The sequence below is a fragment of the Nostoc sp. DedQUE04 genome (genome assembly GCF_034530995.1).
Lineage (GTDB): Bacteria > Cyanobacteriota > Cyanobacteriia > Cyanobacteriales > Nostocaceae > Nostoc.
In genome coordinates, this window is record NZ_JAVRCA010000007.1 from 54,533 (window position 1) to 71,248 (window position 16,716).

The 16,716-nt window shown below is 42.0% G+C and carries 11 protein-coding genes; 7 read left to right on the plus strand and 4 right to left on the minus strand.

Translation table 11 applies throughout. From position 1 onward, the window contains the following. Positions 1 to 24: 24 nt before the first annotated feature. Entirely contained in the window at positions 25 to 816 is a 792-nt protein-coding gene (locus RM049_RS06730) for an ion transporter (protein WP_322688305.1), read from the plus strand. 120 nt (positions 817 to 936) lie between these two features. Here the strand turns inward: RM049_RS06730 and RM049_RS06735 are convergent, their stop codons facing one another. Then, the gene (locus RM049_RS06735) at positions 937 to 3,069 is read right to left on the minus strand and encodes a tetratricopeptide repeat protein (protein ID WP_322703614.1); all 2,133 of its coding nucleotides are present in this window, start codon (positions 3,067 to 3,069) and stop codon (positions 937 to 939) included. A gap of 182 nt (positions 3,070 to 3,251) precedes the next feature. Between RM049_RS06735 and RM049_RS06740 the strand changes: the two genes are divergently transcribed. From RM049_RS06740 to RM049_RS06760, 5 genes are all read left to right on the plus strand, one after another. Further along, the gene (locus tag RM049_RS06740) at positions 3,252 to 3,950 is read left to right on the plus strand and encodes a rhomboid family intramembrane serine protease (RefSeq protein WP_322703615.1); all 699 of its coding nucleotides are present in this window, start codon (positions 3,252 to 3,254) and stop codon (positions 3,948 to 3,950) included. A 292-nt stretch (positions 3,951 to 4,242) separates the two neighbouring features. Further along, positions 4,243 to 6,864 (plus strand): PAS domain S-box protein, encoded by a 2,622-nt coding sequence (locus RM049_RS06745; protein ID WP_322703616.1) that lies wholly within the window; start codon positions 4,243 to 4,245, stop codon positions 6,862 to 6,864. 230 nt (positions 6,865 to 7,094) lie between these two features. Then, positions 7,095 to 7,277, plus strand: coding sequence for a hypothetical protein (locus RM049_RS06750; RefSeq protein ID WP_322703617.1), 183 nt, complete (start codon positions 7,095 to 7,097; stop codon positions 7,275 to 7,277). 12 nt (positions 7,278 to 7,289) lie between these two features. Continuing rightward, on the plus strand, positions 7,290 to 8,624 hold the full coding sequence (locus RM049_RS06755; RefSeq protein WP_322703618.1) for a 50S ribosome-binding GTPase: 1,335 nt from the start codon (positions 7,290 to 7,292) through the stop codon (positions 8,622 to 8,624). 281 nt (positions 8,625 to 8,905) lie between these two features. Beyond that, a complete protein-coding gene (locus tag RM049_RS06760) occupies positions 8,906 to 9,784 on the plus strand; it encodes a manganese catalase family protein (RefSeq protein WP_322669217.1) in 879 nt (292 codons plus the stop codon). A 571-nt stretch (positions 9,785 to 10,355) separates the two neighbouring features. Here the strand turns inward: RM049_RS06760 and RM049_RS06765 are convergent. Next, positions 10,356 to 11,585, minus strand: a complete 1,230-nt coding sequence (locus RM049_RS06765; RefSeq protein WP_322703619.1) for a DUF4336 domain-containing protein — start codon at positions 11,583 to 11,585, stop codon at positions 10,356 to 10,358. Between the two features lie 430 nt (positions 11,586 to 12,015). On the opposite strand from RM049_RS06765, the gene RM049_RS06770 reads away from it, so the two are divergent. Next, positions 12,016 to 12,405 carry a hypothetical protein gene (locus tag RM049_RS06770; RefSeq protein ID WP_322703620.1) on the plus strand — a complete coding sequence of 130 codons (390 nt, stop codon included), beginning with the start codon at positions 12,016 to 12,018 and terminating at the stop codon, positions 12,403 to 12,405. A gap of 83 nt (positions 12,406 to 12,488) precedes the next feature. Here the strand turns inward: RM049_RS06770 and ptsP are convergent, their stop codons facing one another. Both ptsP and RM049_RS06780 read right to left on the minus strand, forming a co-directional pair. Next, positions 12,489 to 15,002: a phosphoenolpyruvate--protein phosphotransferase gene (ptsP, locus tag RM049_RS06775; protein WP_322703621.1), complete on the minus strand. Its 2,514-nt coding sequence runs from the start codon at positions 15,000 to 15,002 to the stop codon at positions 12,489 to 12,491. Positions 15,003 to 15,063: 61 nt separating this feature from the next. Then, positions 15,064 to 16,260 (minus strand): hypothetical protein, encoded by a 1,197-nt coding sequence (locus tag RM049_RS06780; protein WP_322703622.1) that lies wholly within the window; start codon positions 16,258 to 16,260, stop codon positions 15,064 to 15,066. Positions 16,261 to 16,716: the final 456 nt, after the last annotated feature.

Here is a 16,716-nt window from a genome sequence, read left to right on the forward strand (position 1 = left end):
ATTAAGATGTTTTAATGGTCGAATATGTTACTGAGCAGACAAGAAACAGAATTTTACTTAGAAGACCTAGAAACACCAATAGGTAAAGCAATTAATTTAACCCTTGCCTCTTTGGTGCTAATATCATCAGGAATTTTTGTGGCAGAAACATATAATATTCCTGATGATATGCGGTTTCAGTTAAATGTAGCTGATACTGCGATCGTCATCATCTTTGCTGTGGAATATTTGCTTCGCCTGTGGAGTGCGGAAAACAAAATTAAGTATATTTTTAGTTTTTATTCGATTATTGACTTAATGGCGATTCTGCCATTTTTTCTCGGTATGGTAGATATTAGCTTTATCCGACTATTACGATGGTTTCGGATTTTACGATTAATTAGATTTATAGATAGAAAGTTTTTATTCGCTAGCATCAGCAGTGAAGATGGGATGATTTTTGCGCGAATATTATTTACATTATTTGCAATTGTTTTTATTTACTCTGGCTTAATTTATCAAGTCGAGCATCCGGTTAATCCTGAAAATTACGGTACATTTTTGGATGCATTCTACTTCTCTGTTGTCACAATGACAACTGTAGGATTTGGTGATGTTATTCCAATTTCGGAATCAGGACGTTTGCTAACAGTATTGATGATTTTTACCGGAATTGCATTGATTCCTTGGCAAGTGGGGGATTTAATTAAGCAAGTAGTGAAAACTGCTAATCAGGTAGAAATAGTTTGTTCGGGTTGTGGTTTAGCTTTCCATGATGTAAATGCTGGGTTTTGTCAGAGATGCGGGACTAAGTTACCTAGTCGCAGGATTGATTAAACATCTGGTGAAATTAAATATCCATTATCTATCATCCTTGGAGAGATGTAGCACTGCTACGTCTCTCCGTTCTTTTTAACTCCTATAGAATATCTCCCTTGATGAAAACCCAGGTTCAGTTTAAGGTGTCGTCTGCGGTGGATTGGGAGAATTAGGAAATGGAAGAGTTGGTACAATTACAGGTACAGGCTTTGCTTTTTCGCCTTGCAGTTGAATTTGGGCTTGATTGCGGCCCTCTATTGCTTGTTGGTAATTAGGCTTGTATTTTATTGCTCGATCGTAAGAAGCGATCGCATCTTGAAACCGTTTTAAATTTAATAGAGCATTGCCTCTACTATACCAGCTTTCGGAATGGTCTGGTTTATAACGAACTGCCTTATTATAAGACGCGATCGCATCTTCGTATTTCTGCGATATGTATTGTGAATTTCCCAAATTATACCAGAGTTGATAGTCATTTTGCTTAATTGTCGCCGCTTTATTATAAGCTTTTATGGCTTCTTCATAGCGTTGGTTTTGATGCAACGACCATCCCAAATTATACCATGCTTGATAGTTTCTGGGACTATATTTAATTACTTGATTAAAAGATTCAATCGCGTCTGGATAACGTCGTAAATTCAGCAGTATATTACCTCTAGATAACCAAGCTTGGTAATAATCTGGCTGATATTGCACCGATTTATCATAAGCTGTAAATGCATCTTGATAGCGTTTTAAATTGACTAGTGCATTCCCCAAATTATACCAAGCTTGCTCGTAGTCTGGTTTTAAATCTACGACTTTTTGATAAGCTGCGATCGCTTCTTCATATTGCCGAGAATTCTGCAAAGCTAATCCTTTTTTATACCAAGCTTCGTAATTATCTGGTTTGAGTTCAATTGCCTTTTCATAAGACTTAATTGCCTGGTCATATTGGTTTAAATTACTGAAAGCTTCACCCCTAGCATTCCAGACTTCTGAGTTGTCATTCTTTAATTCTAAGGCTTTATCAAAAGAGGCGATCGCTTCTTGATATCGCTGTAAATTTCCTAATACAGTACCACGTCCAATCCAAGCATCTAAATAATCTGGCTGAATTTGAATTGCTTTATCATACGCCACTAATGCGTCTTTGTATTTTCTTAATTTATTTAGTGTTTTGCCTTGACCATTCCAAGCTTGAGCATAATCTGGTCTGAGATTAACGGCTTTTTCATATACTTCTAGCGCGTCTTGATAGCGTTGTAAATCAAAAAATGTATTTCCTTGTTTAGATAATTCTATAGCATTATTTGAATTAATGTAATTCCAAATAAATATTGATGCTATTCCGCCAACAGTAAAGAAAAATATTGTTAGTAAAACTTTACCTAAAATACCTTTTTGTGGTTCAGGTTTGTTGATATTTTTTGGTGGAGGAGGAGTTAACGCTATTGTCTGAACAGGTGGTTGTCTTAATTCTTTCAGCGCTTGTAATGCCACCGTTGCCGAAGGATAGCGTTGCCGAAAGTCGTAGCACACCATTTTATCTAAGAATTGAGCAAATTCTGGTGTTACCGTGGCTTTATCGTGCCAGATAATTTCATTAGTATCAGCATCTTTGACTATTTCCTCTGGGGATAATCCAGTAAGAGCTTGAATAGCAATTATTCCCGCAGCATAGATATCACTGCTTAATTTTGGCGTACCATGAGCTTGTTCGCCAGGAATGTATCCAGGCGTACCGATAGCTACTGTTGCAAGAGTTTGACCTTGGGGAGTAATAACTTGAGTCGCAATTTGTTTAACTGCACCAAAATCAATTAAAATTAGTTTGCCATCTGGTTGGCGTCTAAGAATATTGTGAGGATTGACATCGCGATGAATTACATTCTGTTGATGGACAAATTCTAAGATTGTCAAAAGTTCTTGTAAAAGTGAAATGACTTCTTCTTGACTGAGGATTTTACCTGATGTTAATTCTTTACTCAGGTCATGACCTTCGATCAATTCCTGTACAAGATAGAATTCGGCATTTTCCTCAAAGTAAGCTAAAAGTTGGGGAATGCGATCGTGAGTTCCTAATTTATACAGAACTTGTGCTTCCGTATCAAATAAACGCCTAGCTGTTTCCAAAGTTACCGGATCGCTTGCCTGGGGTTTGAGTTTCTTAACAACACATAGAGGTGAACCAGGTAATTGGGTATCACAAGCCACAAAAGTTTCACCAAAACCCCCACCTCCCAAGTTACTAATAATTTGGTATCTTCCTACAAGTGTGTTTCCTAGCATCTTGTTTGCCTAGTTAAGTGCAATGCGATCTGATTTCAATCTTGCCACAGGCTAAGAAGGAGTGATGGAGGCAGAGGAGGCAGAGGAGGCAGGGGAGGCAGGGGAGGCAGGGGGAGAATAACTAATCACGACAAATGACCAATGACCAATGACCAATGACAAATGACAAATGACAAATTTATATGATTCCTATTAGTGATAACATTCGTTGTCGAAATAAACCAATTATTAATTACTGGTTGATTGGCATTAACCTGGCTATATTTTTATGGGAACTTCAACTAGAGTTTAGCGGTCAATTAGGCTATTTTGTCAATACTTGGGGTATGATTCCAGCGCAGATTAGTGGAGCAGTTACCAATGCTCTCTTTTTCAACTCTGCTGCTTGGATAGTTGTAATTTGGCGGGTATTTACCCTATTTTTTGGAATGTTTCTGCACGGCAGTTTTAGTCAAATATTAGGAAATTTACTATTTTTGTGGGTTTTTGGGAAAACTGTAGAAAATCTTTTAGGACACAGACGCTATTTAGGATTTTATCTGGCTGCTGGTCTAATGACAGGTGTAATACAAATTCTGCTTGAACCGAGTTTGCCAGTTCCCTTGATTGGGGCAAATGGTGCGATCGCAGCTATTTTAGGAGTACACGTTATGAAGTTTCCTAAAGCTACAATTGACACTGTTTTACCGCTAATAATCTTGTATATCCCTATCCAGCTACCAGCCTTTTTCTATATATTTTGGTGGTTTGTACAACAATTTTTTTATGGTATAGGCAGTTTAAATATTCCTCCTGTTGGCGTAAATCAATCGGGTGTTGTCGTCTTAGGGCAGGTTGTGGCATTATTAATTGGTGCAGCTTTCATCCGAATAAAGAAATAAATTTTAATTTAGCTATCTAGCTATTATTTCTAAGGTAGACACTATTAACTGACTGATGTCATAAAGCTCAATTTTGATATTTTTGGCAGTGTTTACCCTACAGTTCTTGAAACTCATATATACCTTTTGGCTGAAATATATAAATTGTTTTTGCTTAATCAAGCATAATTAATCAAACGCTTACGCTGTTGTATGAAATTTTAATTTTTATTTAATTATTTAATTACGCCTTGCGGTACTAAGGAATACCTACTCTTCAATTCGATATTGTTAAACATTAACGGTGTACAATATGCAAAATGTTGATAGAATTAACTTTCAACTTACTGATGAATTAGCAGTGTTGCGGCAGCGGGTAGCTGAGTTAGAGCAATCAGAGATATTTTATCAACAAAGACAAGCAGCACTTGAAGAACAATTAACAGAACTAAAAAGAAAGCTGGCAGTAGAAGCAGAAAAGTCTTATATTAAAGTTCAAGAAACATCTGTGCATCTCATGTCAACAGACGTAGCAGTAATTTTAGAGCAACTCCAACAAGAAATTGCGGCGCGTCAGCAGTTAGAAGTAGTCCTTAGAGAGAGTGAAGAACGGCTGAGGCTGACTCTAGAGGTATCCCAGATGGGCTTGTGGGATTGGAATATTGTTACCAATCAAGTTATTTGGTCGGAAAATTATGAACTACTTTTTGGTTTAATTCCAAGTAATTATGATAGTCCTTATGAAACATTTAAAAAATGCGTTCATCCTGAAGACAGCCAATCTGTAATGCAAGCGATCGCCCACGCTTTCACACAAAAGACTGACTACAATGATGAATTTCGTATAGTTCGCTCAGACCAAAGTACACATTGGATTTCTGCCAACGGAAAATTTATCTATAACGCTCAAGGCCAAGCGGTGCGAATGATCGGCGTTTGTATGGAAACTACTGTGTGTCAGCAGGCAAAAGAAAGTACTCGCGAACTCACAACACAAGTCCAAGAACAGGCAAATGTTTTAAATGCCATCCTCACTGCTTCAGTAGATCATATTTACATCTTTAATTGCCAAGGTCGTTATCAATATGTCAGCTGCGATGGAGCAACTATACTAGGTTTAAATCCCGAAGATATTATCGGTAAAAGTTTGCCAGAAATGGATTTACCCGCAGACCTAATAACCCAGGTAGAGAATCAACGACTTACTGTAATGAAAACTGGGCAACCGATTAAAGATGAGTGTAAATATGTTACTCGTGATGGCGTACATTATTATGAATATATTCTCACACCATTACGGAATGTTGACCAAACTATTGAAGGCGTAATTACTGTTTCTCGCGATATTACCGAACACAAACGGGCAGAAAAAATTTTACGTGAAAGCGAAGCACGTTTTCGGCGTTTGTTTGAATCTAACTTGATTGGGGTCGCTTTTTGGAATGTGCATGGCTTTGTGATTGATGCCAATGATGCCTTTCTTCAACTAGCTGGCTACACTCATGATGAGTTTGCTACTTTAGGTGGAATTAATTGGAGAGAACTGACTCCTGTTGAGTATCAGGATTCAGACGCTCGCGCCCTTTTGGAGGTGCAAACCACCGGAGTTTCCAAAATTTATGAAAAAGAGTACATCCAGCGTAACGGCAAGCGAGTACCGATTGTTTTGGGGATAGCTTTGCTGAATGATTCCCAAGAACATGGTGTTGCTTTTATACTGGACATCACCGAGCGCAAATTGGCTGAACAAGAATGCGATCGCCTACTCGATTGCGAAAGGACAGCACGACAACAAGCAGAAATCGCCAACCAAATTAAAGATGAGTTTCTGGCGGTTCTCTCCCATGAACTGCGAACCCCACTCAATCCCATCCTGGGATGGTCGAAAATGCTGCGGACTCGCAAGTTTGATGAAAAAACTACTAACCACGCCTTAGAAACCATTGAACGCAACGCGAAGTTACAAACCCAGCTAATTGAAGATTTGTTGGATGTGTCGCGCATCCTGCAAGGAAAATTAAACTTGAATATCTGTCCTGTCAGCTTGGTAATGGTAGTTGAAGCAGTGCTAGAAACAGTAAAACTAGCAGCACAAGCCAAGTCAATTCAAATTAAAACCTTATTTGATCCCAATTTGGGACAAGTTATGGGCGACCCAAATCGGCTGCAACAAGTTGTGTGGAACTTACTTTCTAATGCGGTAAAATTTACACCAACAGGAGGACGGGTAGAAATTCGACTCATGGAAGTTGGTAATCAGGCTCAAATTCAGGTCAGCGATACAGGTAAGGGAATTAGCCTAGACTTTTTGCCTTATGTATTTGATTACTTTCGCCAAGCTGATGGCACAACTACACGCACATTTGGCGGACTAGGTTTAGGATTAGCGATCGTGCGTAAGGTTGTAGAAATGCATGGGGGAAATGTTCAAGCCGAAAGTCTGGGAGAAGGATTGGGTGCAAGCTTCACTGTCGAGTTACCGCTTTTGGTGAGAAGCGAACAATTTCGGGGTGAAGAGAATCAGTCCTCATATTCAGAGCCGGAATCCTCGCTGCTTGCAGACACTCAAGTTTTGGTAGTGGACGATGAACCAGATATCCGCGATTTAGTTACCTTTATTTTGCAAGACTACGGCGTGCAAGTAACCGCCGTATCATCAGCACAGGAAGCACTACAAGCGCTATCTGACTCGATACCAGATGTTTTAATTAGCGATATTGGAATGCCAAAAACAGACGGTTATATGCTGATGCGTGAAGTGCGATCGCGATCCCCTGAACAAGGAGGAAACGTACCAGCGATCGCTTTGACAGCTTATGCAGGCGAAATGAATCAACAGCAAGCATTAGCCGCAGGATTTCAAATGCATATTTCTAAACCAGTAGATCCAGATGTATTGGTACAAGCGATCGCTGATTTGATTGAACCAAGTTGATACTAAATCCGTTTTTGAAGTAATAGACTTTTTGGATGAATCAATGAGCTTTCACCCTAAATCCCTCTCCCAAGCTTGGGAGAGGGACTTTGAAATTCGCTCCCCTTCTCCCAATATTGAGAGAAGGGGTTGGGGGATGAGGGCAAATTTTGCGACAATACAGTTCAGAATGAGCAACAAAACCCAGATTGTAGAGACGCGATTCATCGCGTCTTGAAAGGTCAATCGCATTGTTAGTCGATGCAATGGCATTGTTAGTCGATGCAATCGCATTGTTAGTCAATGCAATCGCCTTGTCAGCCGAAACAATCGCATTGTCAGCCAAAACGCGATCGCTCATGCTCAGGAACACTACTAAAGGTACTAGTTATCCCTTTGAGAATCGCTATAAGATGACAAAAAGGGTCTTCTAGATTTGGATGAAAATGACTGAGCAACGTGATGCTGATTTACCATCAACTGATTCTCAGCAATTGAGCGAACCGACCGACAAAACGATTACCAAGTCGGCCGATAATTCCTGGAGAAATCAGATTGCTGGCGTATGGAACAAAGCAACAACACGTCTAATACAACACCTACCCGTAGAACAACTGGCACAGACAGTTGTTGAATGGTTTAGTGTGAGCGATACTCAGGTTGCAGAGATTTTAGAGAAAATCCGAGCCGAACTGCCAACCACAGAAGCCCTCTTAATTGGTAAACCTCAAGCTGGGAAAAGTTCTATTGTGAGGGGATTGACGGGAGTTTCTGCTGAAATTATCGGTCAAGGATTTCGCCCACACACGCAACACACCCAACGTTATGCCTATCCTTCCAATGACCTGCCGCTACTGATTTTTACTGATACAGTGGGGCTGGGTGATGTCAAACAAGATACTCAAAAAATTATTCAAGAGTTAGTTGGCGATTTACAACAGGAAACTCGTTCCGCCAGAATCCTGCTTTTGACGGTTAAAATTAATGATTTTGCGACTGATACCCTACGACAAATTGCTCAACAACTGCGCCAGAAGTATCCAGACATTCCCTGTCTGCTGGTAGTTACCTGCTTGCACGAAGTTTATCCTGGCAATACCGTCGATCATCCCACCTATCCGCCAGATTATCAAGAAGTCAACCGCGCATTTGCGGCAATACAAGAAGCCTTTGCAGGAATAACAGATCGCTCTGTACTGATTGACTTTACCTTAGAAGAAGATGGCTACACTCAAGTATTTTATGGCTTAGAAGCACTGCGAGATTCTTTAGCAGAACTACTCCCACAAGCAGAAGCCCAAGCGATTTATCAGCTATTAGATCGAGAAGAAGTTGGGAAGCAAATTGGCAACCTTTACCGAGATACTGCACGCCGTTATATTTTGCCATTTGCGATTATGTCTGCAACTCTGGCTGCCGTACCTCTACCATTTGCCACAATGCCCGTACTGACTGCTTTGCAAGTATCAATGGTGGGACTGTTGGGTAAATTATATGGGCAGACAGTTACTCCCTCTCAGGCGGGAGGCGTTGTGAGTGCGATCGCAGGTGGTTTTTTCGCACAAGCAATTGCCAGAGAGTTAATTAAATTTATACCAGGTTTTGGGAGTGCGATCGCAGCTTCTTGGGCAGCCGCTTATACTTGGGCACTAGGCGAAGCAGCCTGTGTTTACTTTGGCGATCTAATGGGAGGTAAGAAACCCGATCCTCAAAAAATTCAGTTAGTGATGCAAGAAGCATTTAAAGCCGCGCAAGAACGGTTTAAGGGGATTAAACTTTAGGAGTAGTTACAATCCAGTTCAGGTGATTTGATTTTGAATTTTTTTGAATTCTTTCTCAAAACAAAGTAAAGCTTTCTGAAATCCATTCCTAGACAGAACTATAAAGAAAAAAGCCCTAGTCGAAATACTTATTTAAAAGTATTTTTTATATCTGACTAGAGGCTGATGAAGATAAAGCAATTGATTAGTTTCCTAGATAAGGAGAGGCTACACAAAATCGGATAAAAGTTTGGCAACTGTTTGATTTTGTGTCAGCATCTGCAATTAACAGAGGAATTCAAATGTTTTATCACAATAAGAAACTCCAGTATTTTAAGCCGCCAGAAAAACCAGATGCGGTTTATGCAATGAAAATTCAAGAACTCATCGGCGGTACTTTTGGTGAAATGACCGTGATGATGCAGTATCTGTTTCAGGGCTGGAACTGTCGAGGCCCTGCCAAGTACCGGGATATGCTGCTAGATGTTGGGACTGAGGAAATCGGTCACATTGAGATGCTGGCAACGATGATTGCCCATCTTCTAGATAAAGCGCCGCTCAAAATGCAAGAAGAAAGTGTCAAAGATGCGGTTGTGGGTGCTGTCATGGGCGGTAGTAACCCACGGGATGTAATTATGGCGGCGGCGATGAACCCCCAACACGCCATTGTCTCTGGTTTAGGTGCAACACCATCTGATAGCGTCGGCTATCCTTGGAATGGTCGTTTTATTGTCTCCAGTGGCAACTTGTTGGCAGATTTCCGGTCTAATCTCCACGCTGAAAGCCAGGGACGTTTGCAAGCAGTGCGACTGTATGAAATGACGGACGATCCAGGAGTGAAAGATACCTTGAGCTTTATGATCGCTCGTGATACGATGCATCAAAACTTGTGGCTAGCAACCATTGAAGATTTAGAAAGTTCTGGATTAGAAACCACTCCGGTTCCCAGTTCCTTCCCGTTGGAATTGGAGAAACGCGAGTTTTCTTATCAGTTCTGGAATCACTCAGAAGGCACAGAAAGCGCCGAAGGTCGTTGGGCAAAAGGCCCCTCAATGGATGGCAAAGGCGAATTCGAGTATGTGGAAAATCCCCAACCACTAGGCCCAGAACCGCAACCTCCTGTGCCCGATCCACGACTGCATGGTACCTCGAAAATGCCACTGGCACAAGGCGACCTTTAAAGCGCACCCCCTTTGATTGACCGTATAACAAATATCGGTGGCTAATCATATTTCCAGCAATACCATTCTACGAAACACCTGATACAGATATATAGCTTTGGTAGCACAGCTAGCTGTGTTACCTGCATCCAAAGGAGAACGCTGTATTGCAATATGATTCAGTTAACGTGAGTTCGACAAGCCCTTTTTTGACCTCTCCCCCAACCCCTCTTGGACACCCAGAGGGGAGCCAAAACCCTAATTTCTCGTTGCTCTTTCCCCGTGGGAGCTATGGTGTACACACAAGTCTGAAATAGCTGATTAACCAGGGTTTTACCCCACCCTAACCCTCCCCTTGGAAAGGGGAGGGAACTAGATTTCCTGTCTCCCCCCTCTTTCCAAGGGGGGATTAAGGGGGGTAATTCGACTTGTGTGTACACCGTAGCCCCGTGGGAGAGGGAGGTTGTCCGGGAGAGGTTCATCGAACTCACGTTCAGTTAAGGATAATTGGTCTTTCAAGACGCGATAAATCGCGTCTCTAGACGGGGTTATTGTTGCTGATTCTGAACTGTATTGCGCTATATCGTTTCTCCTACACTTTCTCCTTGGCTGCTGGCACAATGCCAAACTTATTTAAACCTGCATCGATTTCCCTAAGTGTTTTAAAATCTTCTTCTGGTAAAGGATAGCTGCTACTGCCGATCAAACCTCCACTGACAGTAGGCTGCTTTTCTAAAAAAGAGAAAGCTTGGCGAAACTGATGCGGTTTAGCTTTAATTGGTGAATCAAAGTGGCAGGGAATTATCCACTCGAAGTCCCAACTTATAACTTTATTAGCCCAGTCAATGGTTTCTTGTGGTGCGCGATTGAGAATCAACGTTTGTAAAATTGGTGCGACAAATAAACGCCCATTACCTCGCAGGGCATCAAACGATCGCTGCCAATCTGACTGCCATTTAAAGGGATACAATCCAAAATAAGCTTTCCTTGAGCGTTCTGGGGCTTTCAAAGAATCTTGCAATACCTGACTCCATCGGCGTATATCTAACGCGCTTGGTTGAAAGTACAAAGCAAACAGACAAATACGCTGCCAACCTTTACGGCGATTTACCTGACTATCTGCAACAAGATCGGAAGCATAATCCTTGGCATGGAATAATAAAGGATATGGATCTAAGAGAACGATCGCGGGTGGATCTTCTGGAATCGAAAGTACAGAATCTGTGACTAAAAGAGTATGCGATCGCTTGTGGAAAAAAGCAACTTCCGCGAACCTACCAGGGCCAAGACCGATAGGGCCCAGCATTGCATAATCAAACTCGTCAGCAAAAGGTGTTTTGCTGCTATCTTCTGGAAGTACTTGAGTTCGTTTTGGGGGTAAGCCAAGCCAGCTAAGGGGAAGATTTAGCGGGAAACTCCACTGATGGGGAGCCACAAACACCTGTGAAGTCGGAAAGTATCTGGCGAAGGGGCCAACAAAAACTTTGTGTTCTATACCAGAGATAGTTGGCAGAATGATGTACTTAATGTCGCCATATTTCACCACCAACTCATTCACAAGTCTGATGCACTCTAGCGTTGGTGCAACAGGCGCGTAGACAAGAAGACCCCCAGTTTCCAGCTTCACAACAGTCATCCGAATCGGCACAACAACGTAGAAAATGCCTTGAATCTGGTCAAAATTCCAGATTGTGTCTTTAAGCACTTCTTGACGAATTGTCTGCCGCCTACCGTAGGGGTAGAGTGGCACAACAGGCCATAATCCCCAGGAAAAATCCTTTGGATAAATCTGTTGTGTATTGACTATGCGTTCATCAGCCACTCTGCGACCCCCTCCAAATTCCCAATACTCAAATTGTTTTTATTTGCTCTCCACGAAGTTGGAGTTTAGCAAATTGTTGAGATAATAATACCAATGTAATTCGTACTACTCCCCAAAGGCAAGAAGCAAGCTACGTAAGTAGTAATTCGTAATTAAGAGGAGTTAGATTTCATCTGGATTTTCAGCTTTGAATCTGTAGGTCTTTTTGCAAATGGTATAACCTAGCTCAATACTTGTTGGGTTTTGGGGAAAAGGGTAAAGGGGAAAGAAAAAACCTTTACTCTTTTCCCCTGTTCCCCTACTGGCTATTTGTATCAACCTGAAAGTGAAATAGTATTACCAAAGGGAGATGCCAAGGCACTGAGATTCTTTTTATGCGTCCTCATAAAGGATTGGTATCAGTCCTAAAAACAATTAATTGGAGAATAACGTGAAAATAGCGATTATTGCTAAAACATTAATTACATCTATAGGTTTATTAACTTTGTTTGCCCCAAGTCAAGCATCGGCTCAACTGATACCGCAACCTTGGGTTTCAGTCGGTGGAAAAGACGGTGATATAACTTATGCTGTCGGAGCTAGGGCTTTGAATTTCGGCGTTGAAGTGGGAACTGGCGCTGATGGTGCTACGGGAGTAGATGTTTTAAAATTTATCAATTTGCCTGTAATTTCACCTTATGTAGGAATTGGACTTTATTCAGAGGATAAAGGTGTTGCCGTTTCAGGTGGCGTTCAGGTAGGTGCTACTAATAACGTTTTTGTTGGTGCTGGTTACAATTCTGTTCGTGGCTTTAACGGGCAACTGGGAATAAGATTTTAACTAATTCGTAATTCGTAATTCGTAATTCGTAATGACGTTCGCACAGTATCTCCGAGAGAGCGTCATTATCAATTGCGAATTCATTATGCAGGGGGAGTAATTGAAGTTGAGATTAGTTCTCTAACATGCTTTGCGGAATCTTGTTGTAATGCTGATGCCACGATCGCTTCACTTTCAACTATACTCAACCGAGCGATCGCCTGTTTCACTCCAGGTATACTTTGAGGATTGACGCTCAACTCATCCAACCCTAAACCTAATAAAATTGGTGTTGCTAAAGTATCTGCTGCCAATTCTCCACATAATCCTACCGAAATCCCCGCCGCATGGGCAGCTTGGACAGTTTGCTGCACCATTCGCAATACAGCTGGATGTAGTGCATCAACCAAATTTGCCACGTTGGGATTAGTGCGATCGCTAGCCATGACGTACTGACTCAGATCGTTAGTCCCGATACTAAAGAAGTCTACTTCCGCAGCTAACCGATCGGCGATCGCTACTGCTGACGGAACCTCCACCATAATTCCTAGTTTCATCGCTGGATCAAATGCGATACCAGCTTGATTTAATTCAGCCTGCACTTCGCCCAAAATTACCTTCGCTGCACGTACCTCAGTTACAGTCGCAATCATCGGCAACATAATCTTAATTTGGTGTCCGACACTAGCTCTCAAAATTGCCCGTAACTGAGTTTTGAAGAGTTCTGGACGATCTAAACAGAAACGAATTCCCCGCCAACCCAAAAAAGGGTTAGCTTCTGGCAACCCTACTTTAATATAGGGAAGTGGCTTATCACCACCGACATCTAAAGTACGAATAATTAGCGGCCGATTATCTAAAACTTGGGCGATCGCCTGATAGACTGCTAATTGTTCTTCTTCAGTCGGGGCACTGGTTCGGTCTAAATACAGAAACTCAGTGCGGAGTAGTCCCACACCTTCTGCACCGCTAGCCACCGCAACTTGCACATCATTGATACTACCAATATTGGCGAAAACGCTAACTTGCCGACCATCACGAGTAATCGCTGGCTGATGTGCTGTAGCTCGTGCTTCTTGTTGGGCAGTTTGCCAAGCTTCTTGCTTTGCTGTCAGTAAATCCAAGATGTCTGATTCTGGTTCTACCCAAGCTTTGCCACTTTCACCATCAAGTGCCATCATTGTACCATCTGCCAAGTGCAACACCTGGGCATCCACTCCCAAAACTGCCGGAATACCCAACGTCCGGGCGATAATGGCACTGTGAGAAGTTGCACTACCTGAAGTTGTACAAATACCCAACACCTTTGTCGGATCTAGTCTTGCCGTATCTGAGGGAGTTAAATCAGTCGCCACCAAAATCGCTGGTGAATCAAGATGCAAGTTAGCCGCAGCATTCCCAACCAGTAATCGCAGCACTCTTTGCCCGACATCTACAACATCGTCAACTCGCTCTTGCAGATAAGAATCCTCAAGTGCGCGGTAGGAAGTCGCTACTTCATCGACTACAGCTTGCCAAGCGGCTTCAGCATTTATATGGTTGTCTAAAATGCGCTGATGAGCCGCTTCTAACAGTACTGGATCTTCTAAAAATAGTAATTGGGCATCAAAGATGGCGGCTTCAACATCACCAATTTGCAGAGATGCTTGTGAGAAAACTGCTTGAATTTCTTGTCGGGCAGTGTTAATCGCTGATTGTAATCTTTGCCACTCTGCATCAGGATCGTTTACGTGGTATTCCGTAATTGCGATGTGAGTGGGTTGATAACGAACAACAGGTGCGATCGCTACTCCACCAGAAGCTGCAATCCCTGAAAGTTCGCCGTGATTTGCTGGAGTAACTTCATGGTGAGCTGGTGGAGAATTCAAAGTAACATTATTTTCACCAAAATTATTTGCGAATAATCCCTGTAATGCCGCTAGTGCATCATCTGCATCAGAACCAGTGGCAGTAATCACCAATTCGTGTCCTTGACGCACTCCTAAAGTTGTGACTTGGTTAATACTGTCACCTCTGACTAGCTCAGTATTTCTCGTTAAATTCCGTACCAGAATTTGAGATTGAAACCGGGCTGCCGTTGCTACAAACTGGGCGGCGGGACGGGCGTGTAATCCTAAGCGATTGCTCACAATCAGCCGGATTTCTCGCGTTGGTGATTCTATATTGGTTGTGATTGGGCTGACAACTGACAACGGCTTAGTAACCACACCCAATTGAGTTGCTTTTGCTAAGAGTGCGCCGCGTGCTTCCGCCATAACTTGGTGAATATCTCTACCAGCCGCCGCCGCGACTACAGCAGCGATCGCACCTTCTACTAGAGGTGCTTCACACAAATACACTTTTTCCTGCTGTGCTTCTGGCAAAAACTCGATTGCCATTTCTGCACTCAGCAAAGCACTACCCAAATCCATTAACACCAAGACACCATCATCAGAAAAAACAGAAGCGATCGCCTCATAAACCTGAATCGGATCTGTACCCAATGGATTTTCAGGATCTTCAATACCTGCTGCAACAGCAATGGGAACTTGGCCTTGAACCATCTGCGCGGCGAGTTCCCGCACACCCAAAGCTAGTTGTTTACTGTGAGAAACGATAACAATTGCGATCGCGGCCACACCGTCAACCTTGTTGAGAGGTTTGCGTTTAGCTAGTTATCCATTTCATTTTCCCATTCCGCTACAATTGCAACTGCCCGAAAATATTCCGGTCTTTCCAGCTAGAAATACGAATAAAATAGCCTTCTTTTACGGAAATACGTGGTTTCCACTCATAAACTCCATCGCTAGCAGTACGGGAAGAAATGTTTTGGATAAGTTTGTTCCCATCGTACAACTTAATCGAGACATCGCCATCAAAATTATCCCGCCACAATATTAAAAAAGGCTGATCCTTCTTTGGAAGTACTTTACCAACTGGTTGAGCGATCGAGATTTTTGGCGCAATCTGATTTGTGCTTTTCTTACGGAATCCCAGATAATGAGGTAGATGTCGGAAAGTAGGATTTTCTTGCAGATTAGACAATTGGGGAACAATAATATTTCCTTTTTGGGAATTGAACAAATAAGTCGATCTGCCACCGTCAACGGTAATAATATCGCCTTTGACTCCTAATTTACGTAATAAATCGGCTGCCTCATCCAGAGTCGCTTGGTTCACCGTCATAATCAACAAAAGCTCGTCACCTTTAACACCATCTTTGTTCAGAGTACCGATAACTTGATACTTATTCGCTTGGTTTTGGGCTAATACTTTCGCCGGATGATCGCTATATCGGTAAGTGACAATCGCATTCTTCACTGCTTTTTGGTTAAGAGGCGCACCGCTAGCTTGGTTGTAATCGGTAATATATGCCTGCTTATCATCCCAGACTAAGGTTTTGAGGCGAATATTACGATAATATTTATCTTTTGGTTCTTTGATTGGGCCATAAGGGCTAGTGCCGCCAGTGATGACTACACCATTGAGTTTAATCGGAAAGGATAATTGAGTACTAGATTGGTATTGTTCAAAAAAAGAACAATTTATCGTCGAAAAAACGTTGTTTCCGTAAAGTTTTTGATATTCGTCTGCAACATCAGAAAACAATTTATTTTGGAAAAAAGGGCTGTAATATTCACCTTCTCCTTGATAATATTTTCCTTCATTTAGACCCATATTATCTACCTCTCCGATAATTTGGTCTATGTGCATTTTACGAAGATTAATAACTTGTAAATAGGCTTCGTTACCATTCGTTAATTGTTTTTTATATAAAGCTGCACCGTCTACAGCTTGGAGAGGCTGATAAGAAGATAAAGGGTTGAAAGTTTGGGCAATCCAAAAGCTACCCAGAATCGGCAGCAAAAAAAGCAGTAAATTGATTAGAGCATTCATCGTCTCGCGATCGCAATTCCACAAAAAGTTGTTGTTACTACTTTAAGGCTAATGAGTTTTGATGCCTGCGCCCTGAAATACAAGGGACGGGCTTTTCGGCCCATCCCACAAAACTAACAAAATCATCCCGCAAATATGCAACGGCGGCGATTAAAATTAAAAACGCAGACATAATCAAATTTAGCCAATAACACCTGCAAACCATCCAGACTCATATCGAAAGTTGAGAAATGAAACTCAACATCTACTCTTTGTTAACAGTAATTGCATTGAACACTATCGTTTGCAAGGTGCTTTTGTAAGCACCTCACAACCCTTGTCGCTTAGAGGATGTCTGAGAAGTATTCAATATTTCGCTTGATCCCCCCTAGCCCACGCCAGTCGCTCATGGGGGAAACCCCCAAGACCGCGCTGGCTCCCCTTAAAAAGGGGGGAACTGGAATCAAAGTCCCCCAA